The sequence below is a fragment of the Noviherbaspirillum sp. genome, from assembly GCF_035254685.1.
Taxonomy (GTDB): domain Bacteria; phylum Pseudomonadota; class Gammaproteobacteria; order Burkholderiales; family Burkholderiaceae_D; genus Noviherbaspirillum.
In genome coordinates this window covers 81,565-105,746 of sequence record NZ_DATFAI010000041.1, presented here as the reverse complement: position 1 = coordinate 105,746, position 24,182 = coordinate 81,565, and the positions used below count along the sequence as shown (strand labels likewise).

Below are 24,182 nucleotides of genomic sequence, written 5' to 3'. Positions count from 1 at the left end.
CCGCCGGACGAATGCGTGCACGGTGCGGGCGGCACAGCGCTCTGGCGCGCAAGCGAGTGTAGCACGCAGCCCCCAGTCCCGCGCTGCGCTTCACGCCATCAGGCGTGTGCGGCCCGCGAATCCTGCCTGCGCAGCAGTTCCGTCAGCGTGTCGGCGGACACGGCCGGGCCGTAGTAATAGCCTTGCGCCGCGAGGCAGCCGTGGGATCGCAGGAACCTGACTTGTTCCGGCGTCTCCACGCCTTCCGCCAGCACCTTCAGGCGCAGGCTCTGCGCCATGGAAATGATGGCCGTGACCAGTGCCGTGTCGCTTGGGTTCTCGCCGATGCCGCTGACGAAGGAACGGTCGATCTTCAGGGCGTCGACCGGAAAGCGCTGCAGGTAGGCGAGGTTGGAGTATCCGGTGCCGAAATCGTCGATGGACAGCTTGATGCCCATATCGCTCAAGGCGTGCAGCGTGGACATGTTGTCCTCGGTGCGCTGCATGAGGATGCTTTCCGTGATTTCCAGGTCGACGTTCTCGGGCGACACGCCGTTTTCGTCGAGGATGCGCTGGATGCTTCCGTGGAAGCCAGGCTGGAAGAACTGCCGCGGCGACAAGTTGACCGCTACCACCAGCCGGGGGAAACCGAGCTCGTGCCACTTGCGCAACTGCCTGCAGGCTTCGCGCAAGGCCCACTCGCCGATGGGCAGGATCAGGCCGGTCTCTTCCGCGATCGTGATGAACTCGTTGCAGGCGATCGGGCCTTTGCCGGGGGACGTGCGCCAGCGCAGCAGCGCTTCGGCGGAAAATATCTTCCCGGTTTCCAGGTCCACCTGCGGCTGGTAATGCAGGACGAGCTCCTCCTTCGCCATCGCGTGCCGCAGCGCATTCGTCATCGCATGCCTGTGCTGCGCGGCCCGGTTGAGCGAGGGCGTGAAGAACTGGTAATTGCCGCGGCCTTTCTCCTTCGCGTAGTACATCGCCGTGTCGGCGGCACGCATCAGCGTCGCGACATCGTTGCCGTCATCCGGATAGACGCTGATGCCTATACTGCCGGACACATGCAGGTCGTGGCCACCCCAATGATAAGGCTCGGCCAGCACATCGAGCGCCTTGCGCGCCACCACGGCGACATCGGATGCATCATCGACCAGCGGCAGCACCAGCACGAACTCGTCGCCGCCCGGGCGCGCCACCGTGTCGCCTTCGCGCACGCAGGACAGCAGCCGCCCGGCTGCCATCTGCAGCAGGCCGTCGCCGACCTGGTGGCCGAGCGAATCATTGATGTGCTTGAAGTAGTCGATATCGATGAACAGAACGGCGACCTGGTGATCGTTGCGATGCGCCTGTGCGAGGGCCTGTTGCAGCCGGTCCTGCAGCAGGGTGCGGTTGGGCAGGCCGGTCAGCGCGTCATGGTCGGCCATGTAGCGGATGCGCTCTTCGGCCTGTCTGTGCCTGCTCATATCCAGCACGAAGGCGATGCCTTCCTGCTGCGATTCGTCGAGCAGCGCGGCGCCGATCAGTGCCGGCACCCGGCTGCCATTCTTGTGGAGGTATTCCCGTTCGAAGGGCGTCGAGATTCCCTTCCCTTTCAGCTCTTCCAGTGCGCGCCGGGCCTGCTGCACGAATTCCGGCGGCAAGATGTTCGCCAGCAGCACCTTTCCTGCCTTCAGGTCCTGCTGCGTATAGCCGAGCAGGTTCAGGAATGCATCATTGGCTTCGGTGATCCTTCCATCCATGCGCCAGAAATAGATACCGACAAGGTTCGATTCCACCAGCCGCCGGATGCGCGCATTCGCCCGCTCCACTTCGGCCGTGCGCTGCCCGACACGCTCCTCCAGCATCTCGTAGGCGTGCTGCAGGTGCGATTCGATCTGGCGGCGCAGCCCGACTTCCTTTTCCAGTTCGCGATTCTTTTCGCCCAGCATCTGCTGCAGGGAACGAAGCGCCAGTTGCGTGCCGATGCGCGCGAGCACTTCCTCGACATGAAAGGGCTTGGTGATGTAATCGGCCGCGCCGGCATCAAAGCCGCGCCGCTTGCTGCTGTAATCGCCCAGCGCGGTCATGAAGATGACGGGGATGTCGCGCAAGCCTTCTTCCGACTTGAACCGGCGACAGACTTCGAAACCGTCCATCTTCCGCATCATGGCGTCCAGCAGGATCAGGTCGGGATGCACGAGGCGGGCACGCTGCAGGGCTTCCTCTCCTCCCTGCGCCACCACCGTCCGATAGCCATGATCCTCCAGCACATGCGCCAGCAGCGCGAGATGGGACGTCGTGTCGTCCACCATGAGGATGCTTGCGCCAGTGCGCGGTGCAGAGCTGGCCTGGTTCATGCCGCACGCTCCATGCCGCAGGCGAGGTGCGAAAAGACACCGTGGAAAGAGGGGAGCGTGGCGGTGCGCATGGTATTGAATGGCGCTGGTCTGGAGATCGGGCAAGCCCTGCGATATAGATGCATGCAGCGATGCACGATGCAATGCACGCAGCAATAAAGTTTTGCAGGGGCGTGCCGCAAACGGCAATGCAAATTAGACGGACGGCAGGGAAGCGAGTTCAGGTATTCATGTCCCGAGGAACTCTTTCTTTTCTTCAGCGCCTGCCACGCCGGCCGCACCACCGTCGCCGACGATCACGCTCATCATGCTGATGGCCCCGAGTTCGATGCCGTCCACCGGGATCGAAACCGTTTCGCCTTCACGCCGTGCGCCGAGGATGTAGAGCAGCGGCAGGAAGTGTTCGGGCGTGGGCACAGACAGGTGCGCGTCCGGTCCCCATTGCGGATAGTCAGCCAGGCGCTCGACATCTCCGCTCAGCAAGCAGTCGCGCACCGCGTTGTTGAAGCGTTCGGCCCAGTCATGGGCGGCGCCGCCGTTCCAGTTCATCATGCGCAGGTTGTGCACCACGTTGCCGCTGGCCATGATGAGCACGCCTTCATCGCGCAGCGGGGCGAGGCGCTGGCCCATCTCGAAATGGAAACGGTGGGGACGAGTGGCGTCGATGCTGAGCTGGACGACAGGCACGTCGGCATCCGGAAACATTTTCACCAGCAGCCCCCAGGTGCCATGGTCGAGGCCCCAGGACTGGTCGGCTTGTACCTCGACCGGCGCGAGCAGTTCGCGCACGCGCGATGCCAGTGCCGGCGAGCCGGGGGCGGGATAGCGGATATCGAACAGCGCCTGCGGAAAGCCGCCGAAATCATGGATCGTCGCCGGCTCCTCTGTAGCCGTGACGTGCGTGCCGCGCGTGGTCCAGTGTGCCGAAATCGACAGGATCGACTTCGGTTTCGGCATGCCCGCGGCGATCTGTTGCCATGCGCGGGTATAGGCATTGTCCTCAAGGACATTCATCGGACTGCCATGGCCGAGGAAAACGGCCGGCATGCGGGAAGGAGTTGGCTGTGGCATGTTGTTCCTCTGAAAGGCGCGCTACTCCTTGTGCTGTCACAAGCGGCGCGGCCGCGATACGTGTAGTGTCGGGCAGAGTGCCATGACGGGCCTTGCGCCATGACAAGCGGAAACGGCCCGCCCGGTTAGTCGATGACTGAAAGTATAGATCCACGGCGCATTTGTTTCAGCGCCCGCTGTTGCAGAGCATCGGAGAGGCAAGCATGTCGAACCGCACCATCGATCTGAACGACGCGCTGTATCAATACCTGCTCGACGCATCCCTGCGCGAGCACCCGGTTCTCGCGGAACTGCGCGCGGAAACCCACCGCCATCCGCTCGCCAACATGCAGATCGCGCCGGAGCAGGGTCAGTTCATGGCGCTGCTGGTGCGGATGCTCGGTGCACGGCGCACGCTGGAAGTCGGCGTGTTCACCGGCTACAGCGCGCTTGCGGTCGCCCTGGCGCTGCCGGAAGACGGACGCGTGACAGGCTGCGACATCAGCCGTGAATACACCGATGTGGCGCGGACGTATTTCGACAAGGCCGGCGTCGCGCACAAGATTGAATTGCGCATCGCGCCGGCGCTAGAGTCGCTGGACGACCTGATCGCACAAGGGCAGGAGGGCGCGTTCGACTTCGCCTTCATCGACGCCGACAAGACCGGCTATGACGCCTATTACGAGCGCTGCCTGCGCCTGCTGCGTACCGGCGGCGTGATCGCGGTAGACAATGTGCTATGGGGCGGGCGCGTCGCCGAGCCGGCGACGGACGAGGACACCGCCGCGATCCAGGACTTCAACCGCAAGCTGCACCAGGACCAGCGCATCGACCTCTCCATGGTACCCATCGGCGACGGCCTGACGCTGGCAAGGAAGCGCTGACACGAGACGCTCTTGGTCGGAGCGCTATAGATGTCCACGGAAAACACGGAAAACACGGAAAACATCAACGACATCAACGACATCAAAATCAACAAGAATTTTTCCGTGTTTTTCGTGTCTTCCGTGGACAAGGTTTTTCAGCAGGTCAATGAATCCCTTCTATCCGCGTCGCCCTACGAAAGTCTGTGCCGCGTCTCGCTCACCGCACGATCCAGGTCGTACTTCCGGATCTTCTGGTACAGCGTGCTCTTTGCGATGCCGAGCTGGGCTGCGGCGCGGGTGAGGTTGCCGCCGCTGAAGGTCAGCGCGCTGCGGATCGATTCGGCCTCCGCGGCTTCCAGCGAGCAGACTTTGCCGCCGGCGGGCAGGCCCGTGGGCTGTGGCGCGCAGGCCGAAGCCTGCATGGACGCGACAATCTCGGGCGGCAGGCTGTCCGGCGTGATCACACTGCCCTGTGCCATCAGCAGCGAACTTTCGATCACGTTGCGCAGCTCGCGCACGTTGCCCGGCCAGTCGTAGTTCGCGAGGCTGGCATAGGCTTCGTCGTCGAAAGAGGCGGCGGGCAGGCCGTAGCGTTCGCACAGGTGGCTCAGCCAATAAGCCAGTAGCGCCGGCAGGTCGGCCTTGCGCTCGCGCAGCGGCGGGATGAGCACATTGGTGACGGCGATGCGGTAGAACAGGTCCATGCGGAATTTGCCCTGCGCGACGTCGTCCTTCAGGTTGCGGTGCGTCGCCGCGATCAGGCGGAAGCTCACCTTGCGCGGTGTGTTCTCGCCGAGGCGGTAGATCTCGCCTTCTTCCAGCACGCGCAGCAGGTGCGGCTGGATCTCGAGCGGCATTTCGCCGATCTCGTCGAGGAACAGCGTGCCCTTGTTGGCGGCCTCGATCTTGCCGGCCGCGCCCGACTTGCGTGCGCCGGTGAAGGCGCCTTCCGCATAGCCAAACAGTTCGCTGGCCAGCAGGTCCTTCGACAGTCCGCCGCAGTTGAGTGCGACGAAGGGGCCGTCTGCACAAGCGCTCGCCTGGTGGATGCCTTGCGCGAACAGTTCTTTGCCGACGCCGGTTTCGCCGAGCAGCAGCACCGGGACTTTTGACGGCGCGAGATGCTGCGCCTTCTGCACTGCCGTGCGCAGCACCGGGCTGTTGCCGATGATGCGCGAGAACGCCGGCTGCGCACGGTCGCGCACCTTGACCGCGTCGGCGGACAACTGTGTCGAGCGGTAGGCAGGTGCCGGGATCACGGCGAGGAAGCCGAGCACCTCGCCGTTTTCGCGGATGGTCTCGATGCGCGCCTGGCGCAGCCATTCCGGGCCGAGCTTCGCGGCGTCGTGGCCGGCCAGTGCGTCCGGGCTGGCGATGGGAAGCGTGCTGTTCACCTGTTCCGACACGCCCAGCCGCGCCAGCACTGACGCCGCCTTGGGATTGGCCTTGACGAGGCGGCCGCGGTCATCCAGCACCAGCACCGCATCGTCGCGACCCGAGGCGCAATAGGCCATGCAGCGGTCCAGCAGGCGCAGGCGGCGCTCCATGGCGAGCTTGGCCAGCCGGCTTTCGATCCGTCCCGCCATCGAGACGGTGAGCGCGAGGCTGTGCTGGCTGTAGGTATGCGCCAGCCCTGATACATCGATCGCGCCGAGTATGCCGCCATCGAGCGGATCGCGGATCACGGTGGCCGAGCAGGTCCAGCGCTTGATGCCGGCGCAAAAATGTTCGGCACCGTGGATCTGCACCGGCTGCTGCAGTGTGAGCGCGGTGCCGATCGCATTGGTGCCGGCGTTGAATTCGGTCCAGTTGCTGCCGGGGATCAGGCGCACTTCGCTGGCCGGGCCGACGATGCGCGTATCGCCTTCGAGCTGCAGGATCACGCCTTCGGGATCGGTGAGCAGCATGATGGTGCCGGTCTGCGCGAGGATATCGCGTGTCTGCTGGATCAGCGGTTTGCTGGCATCGAGCAGGCGCGCATTCTTCGCGCGACAGGCCATCAGGCGGCTTTCATCCAGGGGCGGCGGCGCGCGGTCAGCCGTGGGGTCGACGCGGCTGCTCAGGCAACGTCGCCAGGAATCGTCAATCACACCACGCAGGTCGGTTGCGCGCTCTGCCTTGCCGCTGATCAGGTGTTCCCATGCCAGAAGGATATCGGCATCGTGATCCGGACGGGAAAACCAGTCCATCGGAGTGCCTGTCTCTTGCATTCCGTATCTCCTCTTTGGCCCGGGTGTTCCGGGCTCTCTAGATTTGTTCACTCCCTGACTGCTTGATGGCGTGCCCTTGGGCAAGTACCCGGGCATCTTGTCGCCTTATCCTACTCCAATCATCCGACTGCCGTATTGATCAAAAGATGTTGGGATGACAACTGAGCAAGGCATGTGCCAGAGAAGGGGTGCAAGCACCGCGCGATGGCTTAGTGCGTCGGCCATGACAGGCCTTCTCTCTCTCAATCGCATGGCCGGCTTGGGGCATCCATCCCGGCATCCGCCCCGAAAATTCCCACCTACAACAACATAAAACGTCCGAAAACAAAACGGCCGTCCGAAAATCGAACGGCCGGCAATCGAACCACTGAAGTCATGCTTCAGTCACATTCGTCCACGAAAAGCACTAGGCGCGCCCCACTCGGGACCCGGGCAGGAAACGAACGTTGCCCGTTTCCTGCTGCTACTTTTTCGTGTTTTCCGTGCTTTCCGTGGACAAGGGTTTTACATCAATCCACCCGCTCAGGCACTGGCAGCTTCACCCATTCCTTGTAGAATGCCTCGATGTCCGGTTCGAAGTCGTGGATCACCGGATACCATGGGGTCGGTGCTTCCACGTCATGCATGGTGCCGCATTCCGGGCAGTAGTACTCGCGGTATACCTGCCAGCTGGTGTCGGGCGCCATGAGGCGCGGATACACCTCCGTCATGGCTTCCTCGTTATCGCGCACATAGACGTTCGCGTGCAGCTTCCAGTTCTCGCGGTAGTCGCAGAATACGTGTCCGCAGTCGCATTGCGTGACCCACTTCTTCGTCTTGGCCTGCTGCACGATGTACATGTGCGGGCCCAGTGGCAGGACGATGCGATCGTTCCAGCCCAGCTTCTTCTGGAGGGTATCGACATACATGCGGAAACGGTCGCCGTCCTTCGGCATCGACAGCATGCGCAACGTGGTGTCCCAGTCCAGCTTGCCATCGACCAGGTTCTTGATTTGTTCACTTGTGTACGTAGACATCTTGCTTCCTTTCGTGTGTAGTGTGGGCCGGATTACTCTTCGACCAGCACGACAGTCTTGACATCGGGCATCTGCGACAGGTCCATGCGGAACTTCGAACCGTAGGTCGGCACATCCAGTTCATCCTCGGTCAGCGTCCAGGAGGCCGGCAGATCCCAGAACTTGCGGAACTGCTGCTCGAACTTCGTCGACATGCCAAAGCTGGAGGCGAACATGTGCTGCACCTGCGTCGAGGCGTGCTTGACCAGGATGCGGTCGCGCTCGCCCTTCATCCATTCGCGCGTCGGTTGCGAACGCGCCAGGCGCTGCTTGCGGATCTCCAGGCGCATCAACGCAGTCTTCTTCGCATCGACCGTGTAGATGCCGTTGGCGTCCTTCTTCGCCACTGCGCCGTATACCTTCTGCGCATACTCCGGCAGCAAGAGCGCATTGTTCAGGTCGCGCTCGATGCCATCGATCTCGCGGTCGAGCGGATCGCCGAAGCCCGGGCCGCCGCGCAGGTAGTTCAGGTACAGGTCGTAGTTGTCGTAGCAGTCCTCGGTGGTCATGCACTGCTTGTCGCGCTTGACGGTCGCACCCGCGTTCAGGTGGTTCTCGTAATCCGGCAGATCCGGATTCGCGTCCGCGCCCAGCGGCAGCGTGTCGCCGGCGGCGATGCGCTCCTTCAGGCCGGTCTTGTGCGCTTCGAAGCGATAGCCGGTCGCTGCCGGATAGCCGCCCATCAGGCCCCAGTCGCTGTTCATGTAGCCGTTGCCCATGAAGAACATGGTCCAGTCCTGTGCCTTCCACACCATGCGCAGCGTTTCGAAGCCGCAGCCCCCGCGATACTTGCCGTAGCCGCCGGAGTTGGTCTTCACGTTGCGGCCCAGGTAGAGCAGCGGCTCCGCCATTTCCCAGATCTCGATGTCGCCCATGTCGCCTTCGGGATTCCAGATCGCCGCCGCGTGATTCAGGCCATCCTTGATCGCGCAGGCGCCAGTACCGCAGGACGAGGCTTCGAAGCTGTTGACCGCATGGATGTCACCGTCCTGGTTGATGCCGCCGCCCTGCAGCCAGTTCGAGGTGTTGGCATTGCCGGCATTGACCTCTTCCAGATAGCCGCGGCTGAAGTAAGCCTGCGACAGCCCGCGCCACATCGCGCTCCAGCCCGACACCAGGAAGTGCCATGCATAGGCGTGCCCGGTGCGGCGGTCGTCCGGATTCATCCAGCTGCCCTTGGGCAGGTGGAACTCGGTGCCGAAGTAGGCGCCGTCGTTGATGCGCTGGGTCGGTACCAGAGTCTGCGTCATCATCACCCAGATGCCGCTGGTGAAGGCCACCTGGTGCGCGTTGTAGGAGTGCCAGCCCCATCGGCTCGCGCCTTCGAAGTCGAGGCGCCAGGAGCCGTCCTTGCGGATCTCCATTTCCACCGGCGAGTGCATGATGGAATCGAGCTTGGCGAAGGCGTTGGAGGTCTGCACATCCTCATGCGCATAAGGCACGTCGACGAAGGCCACCTTGCGGTACTTGCCCGGCAGCGTCATCGCCTTGATGCGGGTCTGCAGGCCGCGCCGTCCTTCCTCGATCACTTCGTAGGAGAACTGCTCATAGGCTTCCAGGCCTTCTTCCTCGATCACTTCCTCGATCAGGTCGCGGATCATGTGGCAGCCGGCGATGCGGGTGCGCTCGTCCAGGATCCAGTACTTCGGCGTGCGCACCGAGCGCTGGCTTTCGTGCAGCCAGTCGCGCAGCGGCGTGTCGTTCACGCCAGTCTTGCGGCAGGTGATCATGTAGCCGTCGCCGAAGCGCTGCGTCTGGCCGGTGGACATCGAGCCCGGCGTGACTGCGCCGGTATCGATCACGTGCGTGACGCCGCCGACCCAGCCGACCAGCTTGCCCTGCGCGAAGATCGGCACGATAGTGGCGATATCGCACGGGTGCACGTTGCCGATCGAGCAGTCGTTGTTGGTGAACATATCGCCGGGATTGATGCCGGGATTGGCTTCCCAGTTGTTCTCGATCATGTACTTGATCGCCGCGCCCATGGTGCCGACGTGGATGATGATACCGGTCGAGGTCAGCACGCAGTCGCCGGCGGCGTTGTAGAGCGTGAAGCACAGTTCGCCTTCCTGCTCCACGATCGGGCTGGCCGCGATCTTCTTCGCGGTTTCGCGCGCATGCACCAGGCCGCCGCGCAGTTTCGAGAACAGCTTCTCGTAATGGATCGGATCCTTCTCGCGGAATTCGAGGCGCTCCAGGCCGTTGTAGTGGCCCGTTGCAGCGGTGCGTTCGAGGATACCGTCGCGGAATTCCTTCAACGTCTGGCCGGTCTTGAGCAGGTCGGCGAAGCCGACTTCCTTGCTGGACATCATATTCATGGTCTGTCTCCTTACTTGACTTCTTTCAGGTGGAAAAGGCGATGCTTGTCGAGCGTGGTCGAAAAGCCGCGCGGCACGACGAAGGTGGTGGCATCGGATTCGATGATGGCGGGGCCGACGATCACGTTGCCCGGCTTCAGCGACTCCATCTTCCACAGCACCGCTTCATGCCACTGCTTGCCGCGATACAGCGGACGGGTGCCGATGTGCGCTTCCTTCGGCGGCTTGCTGTCGCCTTCCGGATCTTCCGGCAGCACCGGCTTCTGGGTCATCACCATGCCGCGCATGATCGCGCCGGTGACGGAGAAACCGAGTTCCGGCGAGCGTGCCGAACTGGCGTACACACGGCCATAGGTTTCCTCGAATGCATCGACGATCTTGTCCCAGTCCTTCGCGGTCGCGGCACTGCCAATCGGCGAGCTGATCTCGAGGTCGTTCAATTGGCCCATGTACTGCATGCGATAGCCGGGGCGCAGGATCACGTCTTCCGCCTTGAAGCCGTTGATCTTGAATTCCTCGATCACCTTGGCAGCCAGGTCGGCCCATGCGTTCTGGATGGTCTGCGCAGCCTGCACCTTATCGGCATCATTGGCATGCTGCGGCACGGCCAGGTCCACGCTCTTGTCGTAGCGGTATTCGAAATCCGCGCAGGCGCAACCGAAGGCCGAGAAGCCCGCCGCCCAGGCCGGCACGATCACGTCCTTGAAGCCCAGCCCTTCGGTGTAGCCGTAGGTGTGCACCGGGCCGGCGCCGCCGTAGGAGAAGCAGACGAAGTCGGTCGGGTTGTAACCCTTCGCGCTGACGTTGGAACGCAGGTACTCGCGCAATTGCAGGTCGAGCAGTTCGATCACGCCGGCCGCCGCATCTTCCACCGACAGGCCGAGCGGATCGGCGATCTGCTGCTTGATGTGCTGGCGCGCGCGGTCGACGTCGAGCTTGATCGCACCGCCGAGGAAGTTGTCCGGATTGAGGTAGCCGAGCACAACGTGGCAATCGGACACCGACACCGTATCCAGTCCGCTTTCCGGCCAGCAGGTGCCGACGCGGTAGCCGGCGCTGTCGGGGCCGAGCTTGATCGCGCCGCTGTAGGGATCGAGGCGCACGAAGCTGCCCGCGCCCGCGCCGACGGAATCCATCGTCACCAGCGGCAGCGACAGTACCAGGCGCGCCATGTCCGGATCGGAAGCGATCGCGAAATTGCCCTTGGTGATCAGGGCCATGTCGAAGGAAGTGCCGCCGATATCGGAGCAGGCGATGTTGTCATAGCCCAGCGCTTCGCCCAGCAGCTTGGAACCGATCACGCCGCCGATCGGGCCGGACACGATGGTGCGTGCCAGTTCCTTGGCCTTCCAGCTGATGGTGCCGCCGTGCGTCGCCATCACGCGCAGGTCGAATTTCGCGCCGTGCTTCTTGAAACGGTCGCTGACCTTCTTCAATGTCTGGCGCGACGGTTCCGCCGCATAGGCTTCCAGCACGGTGGTATTCATGCGATGGCTTTCCTTGCGCTGCGGATAGTAGTCCACCGAGGCGAACACCGGGATGTCGCAGTTCATCTTCTTCAGTTCGTCGCGCGCGACATCGCGGGCACGCTGCTCGCTGCTGCCATTCTTGTGCGACTGCAGGAAGCAGATCACGATGGCCTTCGATCCCGCTGCCACCAGTTCCCGCGTGGCCTGGCGTACTTCATTTTCGCGCAGCGGTACCACGACCTCGCCCTGCACGTCGGTGCGCTCGGTCACGCCACGGGTGCGCGACAGCGGCACCAGCGGCTCGTCATAGCGGTGGGTGTTGAGGTGGATGCGCTCTTCCAGCGCATAGCCGAGATAGGACTGGATGGCGCGTCCCATCGAGTGCACATGCTCGAAGCCCTTGTTGACCATCAGGCCCACATCGAGGCCCTTGCGCTGCACCACGCGGTTCAACATGGCCGTGCCGGAATACACGCAGGTCAGCAGCTCGGGGTACACATCATCGACGTCGCGCTTCCAGTGCGCTAGCGCATCCTTGGAGGAATTGAAGATCGCGAGCGATTCATCCTCGGGATTGCTCTGCGCCTTGCCGACGACGAAGCGGCCGTCGGAGCGAACGAAAAAGGTGTCGGTCATCGTGCCGCCGGCATCGATACCCATCACCTGCACTTGTGATTGCACTTGCATAGCCTATCTCCTTCCGTTGTTGTCTCTCACGGATGCCGTAACACGGCGCCGTAACCAAAACACACCGCATTGACCACGATGGTTCGAGCCGTATTTCGCAAGCGCTGTGCCAGCAAAGGTGATTTGTGAAATTCCCTTATCGCTCAAAGGCTTGGCGCGAACGGGAGAAAAGACAGGGGAGGGGAGGCTGCGTGCGACGTCCAGAATCCGGACGTCCGAAGCGTTCGATTTCCGAACTACGGAAGAAGGGCGGTCGCTGCCTTTGCTGCAGCGACCGCGAGGAAAGATGATTAGCTGTGGCCGACCACCGCGTGCGGCACGTAGGGCTCTTCCAGGCGCTCGATTTCTTCCACGGTGAGATTGATGGACAGCGCCGCGACGGCCTCGTCGAGATGCTGCATCTTCGTTGCGCCGACGATGGGCGCGGTGACAGGCGACTTCTGCAGGACCCACGCGAGCGCGATCTGCGCGCGCGGCACGCCGCGCTCCTTCGCGATCTCGGCGACCCGCTCGACTACCTTGCGATCTTCGTTCGCAGTGTTGAGGTAAAGCCCCTTGCCGAACTCGTCCGTTTCCATGCGGGCACTTTGCTCATCCCAGTCGCGCGTGAGGCGTCCGCGCGCAAGCGGGCTCCATGGAATCACTGCGATGCCTTCCGCGCGGCACAGCGGCAGCATCTCGCGTTCTTCTTCACGGTACAGCAGGTTGAGATAGTTCTGCATGCTGACGAAGCGCGTCCAGCCATTCATCTCGGCGACATGCAGGGCCTTGGAGAATTGCCACGCATACATGGAGGACGCGCCGATGTAGCGCGCCTTGCCGGCCTTGACCACGTCATGCAGCGCTTCCATGGTTTCCTCGATGGGCGTCTTGTAATCCCAGCGATGGATTTGATAAAGATCAACATAGTCGGTGCCGAGCCGACGCAGGCTGGCATCGATCTCCGCCATGATCGCCTTGCGCGACAAGCCCTGTCCGTTCGGTCCGCGATGCATGCGGCCATGCACCTTGGTGGCGATGACAACGTTGTCGCGCGAGGCGTAATCCTTCAGCGCGCGGCCGACGATTTCCTCGCTGGTACCATCCGAATAGATGTTGGCGGTGTCGAAAAAATTGATCCCGAGATCGAGCGCCTTCTTGATGAAGGGGCGGCTCTGCTCCTCGTTCAGCGTCCAGGGATGGGAGCCGCGCTGCGGCTCGCCGTAGCTCATGCAACCGAGGCACAGGCGCGAGACATCCATGCCGGTGCGGCCGAATTTGATGATGTCCATGATGGCTTCCTTTTCTTGTTGTTCAGAATGGGATGACGGGCTGCACCGCTATGCTATGCGCAAACGGGAATTCCTGCCTTGAGGGACTACCGGCGCCGCTGTTCCTCGCACGCGCGCATCGATGCGGGCACAAGCTCATGCACCAGCACACCGGCACCTTCCGGCGCATCAGCGCGCCAGGCGCCGTGCTCGATCGCGCGGCAGGCGTCCTTGTAACCCTGTTCCCAGCGCCACTCGATTGAGCCACGCGAGAAGTTGATGTCCTTCGAGGCCATCTGCCAGTCGCGCCCCGCGTAGGCGAGCCGAACGATATGAATCGTGCTGTCGGTGCCGACCTTGTCCAGCTCCGCGCGTTCCTCCGCGCTTAGCATGTCGTCGGGCACCTTCTCTCGCAGCAGTCGCACCAGACGCCGCAGCCGGTGCCCGCGCAGGTAGGCATCGATATGGCGGCGCGACCGCGATGCGTACAGCACGTCCTTCTGGCGCGTGTGTACCTGCTCCAGCGTCATCGGCTCCGGACCTTGCGGGCTCCACAGGTCGACCATGAAGCAGACCGTGTTGACGCGCGGCTCGTCGGCCAGCACGGTTTCCAGCGGCGTATTCGAATACAGGCCGCCGTCCCAGTAGAGTTCGCCGTCGACGCGCACCGGAGGAAAGCCGGGCGGCAAGGCGCCGCTGGCCATCACGTGCGGGATGCCGACATGGCGATGCGCGGTATCGAAATTCTCGAGAAGGCCGCAGGTCACCTTGATCGCACTTACCGTCAGGCGGATGCCGCTGCAATCGTTCATGCATTCGAGGTCGACCAGGCGGGTGAGGGTTTCCTCGAGCGGACTGGTGTCATAGAAGCTGGCGCTTTCCGGCGGCACGGGAAGGCCGGCGAAGAACGGGTTGAGCCAGCGCAGCGCATAGAAACCCGGCACGCCGCGCGTGACCGAGTCGATGGTGGTCAGCATGGTGTTCAGGCGCCGCGCCGCATCGGGAACGCGGCGCATGTCGATCAGGTCGTTGTGCGCCACCTCATCCCAGAAGGCGTGCAGCCGGGTGAGGCGGACCGAGCGCTCGTTGCCCGCGATGAGCGCCGCATTGATGGCGCCGATGGAGGTGCCGACCACCCAGTCCGGCGTCAATGCATGTTCATGCAGCGCCTGGTAGACGCCGGCCTGATAGGCGCCGAGCGCGCCTCCGCCTTGCAGCACCAGCACCACGCGCGGCCTGGCGCCATCCGGTTTTATCCTTGCATCCATGGGCATGCGATTGCGAGGGAAACGGCATTGCAGACTATTCCTTGATCAGCCCCTGCGCCACCATGGCGGCATGCACCGTCGAACGGGCCGCCACGCGCTGCTGATAAGCCTGGACCGCGGGCCAGCGGGCGAGGTCGAATTTCAGCGGCCTGGCCCAGCCCAGCACGGTGATGAGATAGGCATCCGCCGCGCTGAATTGGTTCCCCGCGATATGCTCATGCTTCTGCAATTGCTTCTCGACTATGCCGAGGCGTGCGGCCAGGGTTTCCCGTGCCGCCTGCTTGGTTTCCTCCGGGCCCGGATGGAACAGTACGCCGAAGCCCTTGTGCAATTCGGTCGAGATGAAATTGAGCCATTCAATCAGGCGGTAGCGTTCCATGGTGCCGAATGCGGGCGCGAGCTGCTTCTCCGGCGCGAGGTCGGCAACGTACTGCACGATGGCCGGCACCTCGGTCAGGATTTCGCCATTGTCGAGCTGCAGCGCCGGCACATAACCCTTCGGATTGATGCTGGTGTAATCGATGCCGTCCGCGGTTTTCTTGGTCGCGAGGCTGACCTTTTCCGTGTCGAAGGGCAGGCCAGTTTCCAGCAGTACGATGTGCGGTGCAAGCGAGCAGGTTCCGGTGGCGTAATACAGTTTCATGAAGGCGTCTTTCGTGAAGTGGATGGAGTGCATGCAGGCGGCCGGCATCGGATTGACGCCGGTCAATTGTGAACAACTTTACATTCGCGATGGTAGCTCACGGTGCAAAATCGTGCAGGACGCAGCTCGTGCAAGATTTCAGCCACGAACTATAATCAATTGCACTACTACAAGAACGAAAGAGACAATGAACACCACCCACTACCGCTTCTGGCCGGAGGGCCTTCCGTACTCGATCACGACGCCGGAAACCAGCGTCTATGTGAACCTCGAAGTCTCGGCGCGCCGCTATCCCGACAAGCCTGCCATCATCTTCTACGACACGGTGCTCAGCTACCGCCAAGTGCACGAGGAAGTGCTCGCTCTCGCCGGCTACCTGCAGCGAGTGTGCGGCGTGCAGCGCGGCGACCGCGTGCTGCTCGACATGCAGAACAGCCCGCAGTTCATCATCGCCTTCTTCGCCATCCTGCGTGCCGATGCGATGGTGGTGCCGGTCAACCCGATGCTGGTGACCGATGAGTTGCGGCACTACGTGAACGACAGCGGTGCCAAGGTCGCGTTCGTCGCGCAGGAGCTGTATGGGCGCGTCGCGCCGCTGGTCGGCGAGGGCGGCCTGTCACATGCCATCGTGGGTGCGTATTCCGATTACCTAATTGCACCGACCGAACTCAACGTGCCGGATTTCGTGCGCGCGCCTTACAGCATCGCCGCGGCGCCCGGCGTGGTGGCATGGAAAGCGGCGGTGGCGGAAAAGCGCGAGCCGCGCTCGCACGAGGCCGGCCCGGAAGACCTCGCCTGCATGCCCTACACCTCGGGCACGACGGGCAAGCCCAAGGGCTGCGTGCACACGCACCGCTCGGTGATGTTCAATGCGGTGGCCAGCCCCGCATGGTCCGGACCCAATGTACCGGACCATGTCACGCTCGCGGTGCTGCCCTTCTTCCATGTCACTGGCATGCAGTCGGTGATGAACGCCATGATCTTCTCCGGCGGCGGGATCGTCGTGCTGCCGCGCTGGGACCGCGACGCCGCGGGCCAGCTCATCACGCGCTACAAGGTCACCACCTGGACGCTGATCCCGACCATGATGATCGACTTCCTGTCCAACCCGCGGCTCACCGAGTACGACATCTCCGGCCTGAAGCGTGTTTCCGGCGGCGGTGCCGCCATGCCGGCGGCGATTGCGCAGAAGCTGCTGGAACTCACCGGCCAGGAATACATGGAAGGCTACGGCCTGTCCGAGACGATGGCGGCAACGCACATCAATCCGCCCAAGCGCATGAAGCAGCAATGCCTCGGCATTCCGTATCTCAACGTTGATTCGCGCATCGTCGATCCGCATACGTTCAAGGAAGTGCCGCAAGGCGAGACCGGCGAAATCTGGATCCACGGCCCGCAGGTATTCCAGGGCTACTGGAACGATCCGAAGAAGACCGAGGAAGCCTTCGCCGAACTTGGTGGCAAGCGTTTCTTCCGATCCGGCGACCTCGGCTACATGGACGAGGAAGGTTTCTTCTTCTTCACCGACCGCCTGAAGCGCATGATCAACGCCAGCGGCTTCAAGGTGTGGCCGGCGGAAGTGGAGTCGATGATGTACCAGCATCCGGCGGTGCAGGAATGCTGCATCATCGCGGCGCGCGATGCCTATCGCGGCGAAACGGTGAAGGCGGTGATCGTCAGGCGCGCCGGCGTCGAAGCCAGCGAGGAAGACATCATCAAGTGGGCGCATGACAAGATGGCCGCGTACAAAGTGCCGCGCGTCGTGGAATTCGTCGACACGCTGCCAAAATCCGCTACCGGCAAGGTGATGTGGCGCACCTTGCAGGAAAAGGAAATGGCGAAGTAAGTCTCCCGTCGCCCTGTCCTCTGATCCCTCCCGGCCGGCGATCGCAATGCACGGTGCATTACGATCGCTGGCAGCATCAGCAGCTTCATTAGCAGCTTCATAAGCACTCCCACCGACTCTCGGTAACAAGCGCATTGCCGCTTTGTTCATTACCGTTGGAATTTTGCATCGCGCTCCATCGCGCTGAGCATTTCTGCTTGCGTTGCGTCAACTATCTGGCGCAATATTAAATGGCACACAACTCTTCGTCGGACCGCGGCGAGGGTCCCGCCACGCCTCCAGGAAGTACCATTCCATGAACATTCGAAACATGAAAGTCGGCACGCGCCTTGCGCTCAGTTTCGGCAGCGTCTGCATTTTGTTGTGGATCATCCTGTCGGTCGGACTCACCCAGCTTTCCAGTCTCGACGACGGCACCAGTTCCATTGTCCATGACCGCTGGCCGAAGATTGCAGCGTCAACGGACCTCCTGGCGCAAACCGACCGGATTGCCATCGACATCCGGAACATGATGCTCACCGACAGCAAGGACGACCGGCAGAAGCAGATCGACGAGATTGCGCAGGCGCGCAAGTCAACCACCACCGATCTCGACAAGCTGGAACGAGTGATCGTCATACCCAAAGGCAAGGAGTTGTTGCGCCAGGTATCGGCAGCGCACGAAAGATATGTCGCCGGACAAGACAAGCTGATCGCGCTGATCAACGAGGAGAAGGTGCCGGAAGCAAAGGCTTACCTCGCGACGGAATTGCGCCCGGTCCTGGACGCTTACAAGGCAAGCCTGAATGCCTTGATCCAGTTCCAGGTGGAACTGATGGATGCATCGGGCGTCACGGCGAACCGAACCTTCGCCAATGCACGCACCGTCATGCTTGCGCTTGGCGTTCTCGCCATCCTGATCGCCGGCGGTATCGGCTTCCTCATCACGCGCGGCCTGCTGAAACGGCTCGGCGGCGAACCGGAATTCGCGGCTGCCGTTGCCACGCGTATTGCATCGGGTGATCTGCGTGTGGATATCGATCTCCGGCAGAACGACGACGCCAGCATGCTGCACGCCATGCGTGCGATGCGCGACAATCTCGCCGGCATCGTCACGCAGGTGCGCCAGGCGACGGACACGATTGCGACCGCGTCGAGCCAGATTGCCTCCGGCAACCTCGACCTGTCCTCGCGCACCGAAGAGCAGGCCAGCTCACTTCAGCAGACCGCATCCTCGATGGAGGAACTGACCTCGACCGTCAAGCAGAACGCCGACAATGCGCAGCAGGCGAACGCGCTCGCGCTCTCGGCGTCCGATGTGGCCGGGCGCGGCGGCATGGTGGTGTCGCAGGTCGTGGACACCATGGGCTCCATCAATGAATCGGCAAAGAAGATCGTCGATATCATCAGCGTGATCGACGGCATTGCATTCCAGACCAACATCCTCGCGCTCAATGCCGCCGTGGAAGCGGCGCGTGCCGGCGAGCAGGGCCGCGGTTTCGCGGTGGTGGCGACCGAAGTGCGCAACCTTGCACAACGGTCCGCGAGCGCGGCAAAAGAAATCAAGGCATTGATCAACGACTCGGTCGAGAAGATCCATGTCGGCGCCAAACTCGTCGATGATGCCGGCGCAACCATGGGCGAGATCGTCGACAGCGTGAAGCGGGTCAGCGACATCGTCGGCGAGATCACGGCCGCGTCGCACGAGCAGACTGCAGGCATCGAGCAGATCAACCAGGCCATCGCGCAGATGGATGAAGTGACGCAGCAGAATGCTTCGCTGGTGGAGGAGGCCGCCGCCGCGTCCGAAGCGATGCAGGAACAGGCGCAGCAACTGGTGCAGATCGTCGGCGCATTCCAGGTGGATGTCACGCGTCTCGCGGCCGCTGCACCAGCAGCGAGATCCGCAGCCAGACCGCGCCCAAGCCCGTCGCCCGTACCGGCACGACGCACGGCGAAGAAGCTCGCGGCCAGCCGGCAGGAGTCCGCACCGCGCACCCGGCGCATCGCCGCGCCACCACCCGCCGCAGGGAGTGAGTGGGAAGAGTTCTGATGCGTGGCGCGAGCCGGGTGCACGACATGCCGCATGACAGGCAATAAGGCCCCGCATCACCACAAGCCGTGCGCACGACGCACGCTACCGGGTAACTCTTCCGGCTGCCGATGCAATCACGGCGCGAAAGAAATCTACCAGCGCCGGCACATGATGATCGAACGTGAACAGGTGCCGTTGCTGCCAGACCCGTTCGCGTACCGCCTGCATCTGCTGCCGGTCCTTCAGCCGTTCGGCAAGCTCCTCGACCGTATCAAAGAACACGCCGATGCCATGCCGCCGAGTGAATTCTTGCGTGGCGACGATCGCGCCGACATTCGCCTGTTGTAGCATCGGCAGGCCAGCTGCGGCAAGCGCGCTCATGCGGGCGGGATAGTTCAGGTCATCCCAGTTGGCGCGCCGGATCTCGCCGCCGTTGGCGCTCTGGAAGACATGCAGCCAGCCTGCGTCATAACGCGATAACTCGCTCGTCCACTCCGCATGCCCCACGTTGCGATGCAGATGCACATGGTGCGGCGCCAGTGCCTGCGTTTTCTCAATCCATTCCAGCCACATGCCATGCGTGATCTCGCCATAAAAGTGCAGGTGAATGCCGTGGCGGGCCAGTGCGGCGACATGCTGCGGATGCAGACCGATCGGCCGGCCCGGCGATACCGTGTGCAGTTCGCCGTCCGTCTCGGACAGCAGCGGCGTGCGCTGCTCTGCGAACCAGTCGCGCTTGGGCAGGTCGCCGTCCAGCACGTGCGTCGGCTTGCGGCCTGACAGGCCAGGGACGACGGTATCGAACCAGTCCCGCATTTCCGGACTGGAGAAGATCTGCCCGTCGGCCATCCGGTGCAGATCGATCAACTGCGGCCATGTTCCCTTTTCCATGCAGATGAACGGGCCTTCCTTGAAATGCCAGATGAAAGGGATGCCGCGCGTCGCCAGCATGACCTCATGGGCGAAGGGCACGGCCTGCCAGTTGAGCAGCGCATAGATCACATCCGGCTGCACCCGCCGGACCGCTTCCTGCCAGTTGTCGCGCGGCAGATCCTCCACATGGCCGAACGGCAAAGGGCCCACGGTGTTGTACCAGTAGGGCCGCTGCATCCACAGGCCATACAGCGTGTGCCCCTGTTCTTCCAGCGCGAGAATGCGGTCCGCGTTGTAGGCCAGCTCGCCGACCAGCAGTATCCTCAGGCCGTCGCGCGCCTGCGGCGTGTCGGGCCGCTCACGCATGGGCCGGTAATGTGCCACCTCATCGATCAGATGGCCGACTGTGCTGTGGAAACGCAGCGGTTCGCTGATGCGGTAATGGGAACGAAATGTGCTGATCCCGCCCTCCGGCTCGCGCATGAGCCGATGGCGCTGTGCCGGATGCGACACCCATTCACAGCTGATGGTGCCGCTGCCGACAAAGGCGCCGAGAGGCCGCAGCAGCGACCAGTAGAGACGTTCGAGATCATTCGACTCCAGTTCGGCGCGTTCCACCCATCGTGCATCGCATTTGCGGTGCATGCACTGCACCAGTTGCAGCGGAAAGCCTGGCACCTGGCCGGCGGCGTGGCGATTGTAGTGATGGCGCACGCCGGAATACGCAAGGGCCGCATCGTGGTTCGCGTCCAGGCAGGCTTTCAGATGGTCGAGGTGGTTTCGATAGTAGACGTCGTCACTCGGCAGGTAGGCGATCAAAGGCGCGCGTGCCCTCGACAGCGCTTCATTCAAGGCGTGCCCCAGGCCCGTATTGCCGGATAGTCGGTGATAGCGAATGCGCGCGTCATCCATGAATGCGGACACAGCTTCCGCGGTGCCATCCTCCGAGCCGTCATCGATGATGATCGCTTCCCAGTCGATCAGCGATTGCGCCTGCAGACTGTCGAGCCCGCGTGCAATGAAGTGTGCCTGCTCGAACGTCGGCACCAGTACGCTGACCGATGGTGTATGTGTCTCCGCCATGTGTGATCCTTTCGCCACATGATCGCCGGCGTGCAGCGATCCTGGCGGTGTTTGTTGTCTGCGTGCCATGATGTCGGACAACAGGAGGCGCATTGTTGATGTGGCACGACTCTCTTGCGCAAGCGCGCCGTGTCGTCTGCCTGATCGGGATCGCCGCGCCGTGCCGATCAGGAATGGCAATTTTTTGTTGATGCTGTTCTTGCATCAGCCAATGCATGCGGATATTGCATCAAGTCTCCATCTGGAAACTTTCCTCGGATCATCTTGTCTTTCTCTCGGTCATCCTGCCCATTGGCTTGGCACAATGATATTTGTCCTTTGGCACTAGTCGCGTCCGCCCACGTGCGTGACGCCGGGCAAAGTCGTTCCTGAGTCTGCCGGGCTCACGCATTCCTGGGGCTTAACATGAAACTACCCGCATTCCTCGCCGTTGTTCCATTCCTGCTCGCTGCTTGCGGTGGCAATGGCGGTGACGCCACGCCATCGAGCAATCTGCAATCCGCCGAAACGGCGGTGGTGTCGCAGCAGTCCGCAGTGGCGCCGGTCGTTGCCGTGCCTGCGCAGGCGACAGTTGTTCAGGCAGCACCGGCGCAGCCGCCATCAACACAAGCGCCAACCACGACGCCGATCCAGGATGCAGCACCGGCCAGCGCAAGCCCCGCTCCGAGCAATCCGGCCCTGGTTGAATACTATGGCGATTCCATTGTCTGGGGATGGATGCCGAACACCGACTGGGGGCGTGTCGACAGTCCCGCGCCGGCAGCCTTCGCGGCCGATACCGGCCTGAACGTGCAAAACATGGGCAGCCCCGGCCGCCTCGCGGAAAACGCGCTTGCCGGCGACAGCGTCTATCCGGCATGGACCCAGCAAATGGCACAGTCCAAAGCCACGCACGTCATCATCGAATACCACTCCCACGACACAGTAACGAACACGACTGCACGCGTGCGCCAGTTGATCCAGATCGCCAAGGCCAATGGCAAGAAAGTCATCGTCGAAACGATCGGGCCGGGCAATCATCCCGGCGAGCTGAGCTATGACCAGATCACACAGGCCCAGCGCGACGCAGCCGCCGCCGAGAACGTCCCGGTCATCGACCAGACGGCGTACCTGAAGCAGTACCTCGCCAGCACGGGCAAGGGCGTGTGGGACATTTGCGGCGATGGCCTGCATCCCAATCCGGATGTCTATGTCATGAAGGGGCACTATGCCGCGACGCAGTTTGCGTCGATGCAGTGAGGTGCGTTGGTGAGCGATGCGGGACAGTAGGCCGGGATTGCATCCCAGCCTACTTCGTTAGTATTGAAGCGGCGTATGTTGCCACGAGGTGATTGTCAACTCAACATCAAAAAGCGGGGCAACACAACCGGCTGCAAGCCGTAGGCTGGGATGCAATCCGAGCAAACATCAATTCAATCAAACCATGCCGCAATTGCATCCCAGCCTCCCCGCCACCAAGGCAAACCGCCCACCTTGCCCACAAGCGTAAAATACGCCACTCACCGATTCACGCAACCCTCCCATGACCATCCTCCTCGCCACGCTCAACGCCCGTTTCACCCACGCATCGCTCGGCCTGCGTTACCTGTACGCCAACATGGGCGACCTGCAGCCATCGACGCGCCTGGAAGAATTCGTGATCGGCACAAAAACCACCGACGTGGTCGAGAAGATACTCGAGCATCGCCCGCGCATCGTCGGCCTCGGCGTCTACATCTGGAATGCGGAAGAGGCGGCCAAGGTGGTGGCCGTGCTCAAGCGCGTCGCGCCGGACATCGTCGTCGTGCTCGGCGGGCCGGAGGTGTCGCATGAGACGGAGCAGCAGCAGATTGCGCAGATGGCCGACTACGTCGTCACCGGCTGGGGCGACGCCACCTTCCCGAAGTTGTGCCGCGAGATCCTGAACGGCCCGAAGCCGTTGATGAAGATCCATGCCGGCGTGCAGCCGCCGATGAACGAGATCAAACTGCCCTATGCGTTCTACAACGAGCACGACATCGCGCATCGCACGCTCTACGTGGAAGCCTCGCGCGGCTGTCCATTCAAGTGCGAGTTCTGCCTGTCCTCGCTCGACAAGACCGCGTGGCCCTTCGACCTCGATACGTTCATGGCGGAACTGGAATCGCTGTATGCGCGCGGCGCGCGGCTGTTCAAGTTCGTCGACCGCACCTTCAACTTGAACATCAAGTCGAGCCTGCGCATCATGCAGTTCTTCCTCGACAAGCTGGCGGCCCGTCCGGAAGATCCAGTGTATGCGCATTTCGAAGTGGTGCCCGATCACTTGCCGGATGCGCTGAAGGAAGCGATCAGGAAATTTCCGCCGGGCACGCTGCAGCTGGAGATCGGCATCCAGACCTTCAATCCGGAAGTGCAGACCACCATCAGCCGCAAGCAGAACAACGAGAAGGCTGCTGAAAATCTGCGCTGGCTGTGCGAGCAATCACACGCGCACTTGCACGTCGACCTGATCGCAGGCCTGCCGGGCGAAGACATCGACAGCTTCGCGCGCGGCTTCGATCACCTGGTGAAGATCAATCCGCACGAGATCCAGTTCGGCATCCTCAAGCGCCTGCGCGGCACCCCCGTGATCCGGCATACAGAGACCTGTGGCCTGGTGTTCGACCCTTATCCGCCCTACACCATCCTCGCGAACAACTGCATCGACTTCGCGACCATGCAGCGCCTGGTGCGTTTCGCGCGTTACTGGGACATGATCGCCAATTCCGGTCGCTTCGCGAACACGCTGAAACTGATCCTTGGCGAGACGCCGTTCGCCGGTTTCATGGCACTGTCCGACTGGATCTATGAAAAGGCCGGCGCCACGCACCGCATCGCGCTCGAACGCCTGACTGCGCTGGTGGGCGAATGGCTGCGCGAGCGCGGCCACGATGCGGATGCGGTGGCGGCGACGCTCGACAGCGACTACGCCGGCCAGATGCAGAAACGCGAAAACCGCCTCAAGGGCGCGACGCAGGTCAAGAGCGACGCGCTGCAGCGGCAGACGCGACACCTTGCGGCTTGATGCGAAGGCGCTGTGACGCGGTGAGATGAATTTGCAGAGACCGTGATGGATGTCCACGGAAAACACAAAAAACACGGAAAGCATTGGGATCTCTCAGAGGAAAAACAGTGTTTGCGCTCCACCGGCGAATGGAACCAATTAAGATCGATGCAGGCCACCAGGAACATTTCCATGCTTTCTGTGTTTTTGTGTTTTCCGTGGACGATGGGT

Annotated in this window: 15 protein-coding genes; 5 read left to right on the top strand and 10 right to left on the bottom strand. The window is 62.5% G+C overall.

Annotation, left to right across the window (positions count from 1 at the left end):
- Positions 1–98: 98 nt before the first annotated feature.
- Both VJ698_RS18090 and ygiD read right to left on the bottom strand, forming a co-directional pair.
- A complete protein-coding gene (locus tag VJ698_RS18090) occupies positions 99–2,318 on the bottom strand; it encodes a two-component system response regulator (protein WP_324104191.1) in 2,220 nt (739 codons plus the stop codon).
- 228 nt (positions 2,319–2,546) lie between these two features.
- A complete protein-coding gene (ygiD, locus tag VJ698_RS18085) occupies positions 2,547–3,389 on the bottom strand; it encodes a 4,5-DOPA dioxygenase extradiol (RefSeq protein WP_324104190.1) in 843 nt (280 codons plus the stop codon).
- Between the two features lie 203 nt (positions 3,390–3,592).
- On the opposite strand from ygiD, the gene VJ698_RS18080 reads away from it, so the two are divergent.
- Positions 3,593–4,252, top strand: a complete 660-nt coding sequence (locus VJ698_RS18080; RefSeq protein ID WP_324104189.1) for a class I SAM-dependent methyltransferase — start codon at positions 3,593–3,595, stop codon at positions 4,250–4,252.
- Positions 4,253–4,425: 173 nt separating this feature from the next.
- On the opposite strand, the gene VJ698_RS18075 is transcribed toward VJ698_RS18080, so the two are convergent.
- The 7 genes from VJ698_RS18075 to gstA form a co-directional block, all read right to left on the bottom strand.
- Positions 4,426–6,444: a sigma-54-dependent Fis family transcriptional regulator gene (locus VJ698_RS18075; protein ID WP_324104188.1), complete on the bottom strand. Its 2,019-nt coding sequence runs from the start codon at positions 6,442–6,444 to the stop codon at positions 4,426–4,428.
- A 509-nt stretch (positions 6,445–6,953) separates the two neighbouring features.
- Positions 6,954–7,460, bottom strand: coding sequence for an acetone carboxylase subunit gamma (locus VJ698_RS18070; protein WP_324104187.1), 507 nt, complete (start codon positions 7,458–7,460; stop codon positions 6,954–6,956).
- Positions 7,461–7,492: 32 nt separating this feature from the next.
- The gene (locus tag VJ698_RS18065; RefSeq protein WP_324104186.1) at positions 7,493–9,817 is read right to left on the bottom strand and encodes a hydantoinase B/oxoprolinase family protein; all 2,325 of its coding nucleotides are present in this window, start codon (positions 9,815–9,817) and stop codon (positions 7,493–7,495) included.
- An 11-nt stretch (positions 9,818–9,828) separates the two neighbouring features.
- Entirely contained in the window at positions 9,829–11,973 is a 2,145-nt protein-coding gene (locus VJ698_RS18060; RefSeq protein ID WP_324104185.1) for a hydantoinase/oxoprolinase family protein, read from the bottom strand.
- A 290-nt stretch (positions 11,974–12,263) separates the two neighbouring features.
- Positions 12,264–13,244 carry an aldo/keto reductase gene (locus VJ698_RS18055; RefSeq protein WP_324104184.1) on the bottom strand — a complete coding sequence of 327 codons (981 nt, stop codon included), beginning with the start codon at positions 13,242–13,244 and terminating at the stop codon, positions 12,264–12,266.
- 86 nt (positions 13,245–13,330) lie between these two features.
- On the bottom strand, positions 13,331–14,491 hold the full coding sequence (locus VJ698_RS18050; protein ID WP_324104183.1) for a patatin-like phospholipase family protein: 1,161 nt from the start codon (positions 14,489–14,491) through the stop codon (positions 13,331–13,333).
- A gap of 34 nt (positions 14,492–14,525) precedes the next feature.
- Complete coding sequence (gene gstA, locus VJ698_RS18045) at positions 14,526–15,134, bottom strand: glutathione transferase GstA (RefSeq protein ID WP_324104182.1); 609 nt, start codon at positions 15,132–15,134, stop codon at positions 14,526–14,528.
- Between the two features lie 187 nt (positions 15,135–15,321).
- Between gstA and VJ698_RS18040 the strand changes: the two genes are divergently transcribed.
- Entirely contained in the window at positions 15,322–16,980 is a 1,659-nt protein-coding gene (locus tag VJ698_RS18040; RefSeq protein ID WP_324104181.1) for a long-chain fatty acid--CoA ligase, read from the top strand.
- 295 nt (positions 16,981–17,275) lie between these two features.
- Positions 17,276–19,012: a methyl-accepting chemotaxis protein gene (locus tag VJ698_RS18035; protein ID WP_324104180.1), complete on the top strand. Its 1,737-nt coding sequence runs from the start codon at positions 17,276–17,278 to the stop codon at positions 19,010–19,012.
- Between the two features lie 84 nt (positions 19,013–19,096).
- Here the strand turns inward: VJ698_RS18035 and VJ698_RS18030 are convergent, their stop codons facing one another.
- Positions 19,097–20,950 carry a glycosyltransferase family A protein gene (locus VJ698_RS18030; protein WP_324104179.1) on the bottom strand — a complete coding sequence of 618 codons (1,854 nt, stop codon included), beginning with the start codon at positions 20,948–20,950 and terminating at the stop codon, positions 19,097–19,099.
- A 405-nt stretch (positions 20,951–21,355) separates the two neighbouring features.
- Here VJ698_RS18030 and VJ698_RS18025 point away from each other — a divergent pair, with 405 nt between their 5' ends.
- Positions 21,356–22,189, top strand: coding sequence for an SGNH/GDSL hydrolase family protein (locus tag VJ698_RS18025; RefSeq protein WP_324104178.1), 834 nt, complete (start codon positions 21,356–21,358; stop codon positions 22,187–22,189).
- A 283-nt stretch (positions 22,190–22,472) separates the two neighbouring features.
- Positions 22,473–23,972: a B12-binding domain-containing radical SAM protein gene (locus VJ698_RS18020; RefSeq protein WP_324104177.1), complete on the top strand. Its 1,500-nt coding sequence runs from the start codon at positions 22,473–22,475 to the stop codon at positions 23,970–23,972.
- Positions 23,973–24,182: the final 210 nt, after the last annotated feature.

Coding starts and splice junctions, on each gene's coding strand:
- ygiD (WP_324104190.1), bottom strand. CDS start 3,389: ATGCCACAGCCAACTCCTTCCCGCATGCCGGCCGTTTTCCTCGGCCAT.
- VJ698_RS18025 (WP_324104178.1), top strand. CDS start 21,356: ATGAAACTACCCGCATTCCTCGCCGTTGTTCCATTCCTGCTCGCTGCT.
- VJ698_RS18050 (WP_324104183.1), bottom strand. CDS start 14,491: ATGGATGCAAGGATAAAACCGGATGGCGCCAGGCCGCGCGTGGTGCTG.
- VJ698_RS18040 (WP_324104181.1), top strand. CDS start 15,322: ATGAACACCACCCACTACCGCTTCTGGCCGGAGGGCCTTCCGTACTCG.
- VJ698_RS18060 (WP_324104185.1), bottom strand. CDS start 11,973: ATGCAAGTGCAATCACAAGTGCAGGTGATGGGTATCGATGCCGGCGGC.
- VJ698_RS18020 (WP_324104177.1), top strand. CDS start 22,473: ATGACCATCCTCCTCGCCACGCTCAACGCCCGTTTCACCCACGCATCG.
- VJ698_RS18055 (WP_324104184.1), bottom strand. CDS start 13,244: ATGGACATCATCAAATTCGGCCGCACCGGCATGGATGTCTCGCGCCTG.
- VJ698_RS18035 (WP_324104180.1), top strand. CDS start 17,276: ATGAACATTCGAAACATGAAAGTCGGCACGCGCCTTGCGCTCAGTTTC.
- VJ698_RS18080 (WP_324104189.1), top strand. CDS start 3,593: ATGTCGAACCGCACCATCGATCTGAACGACGCGCTGTATCAATACCTG.
- VJ698_RS18090 (WP_324104191.1), bottom strand. CDS start 2,318: ATGAACCAGGCCAGCTCTGCACCGCGCACTGGCGCAAGCATCCTCATG.
- gstA (WP_324104182.1), bottom strand. CDS start 15,134: ATGAAACTGTATTACGCCACCGGAACCTGCTCGCTTGCACCGCACATC.
- VJ698_RS18075 (WP_324104188.1), bottom strand. CDS start 6,444: ATGCAAGAGACAGGCACTCCGATGGACTGGTTTTCCCGTCCGGATCAC.
- VJ698_RS18065 (WP_324104186.1), bottom strand. CDS start 9,817: ATGAATATGATGTCCAGCAAGGAAGTCGGCTTCGCCGACCTGCTCAAG.
- VJ698_RS18070 (WP_324104187.1), bottom strand. CDS start 7,460: ATGTCTACGTACACAAGTGAACAAATCAAGAACCTGGTCGATGGCAAG.
- VJ698_RS18030 (WP_324104179.1), bottom strand. CDS start 20,950: ATGGCGGAGACACATACACCATCGGTCAGCGTACTGGTGCCGACGTTC.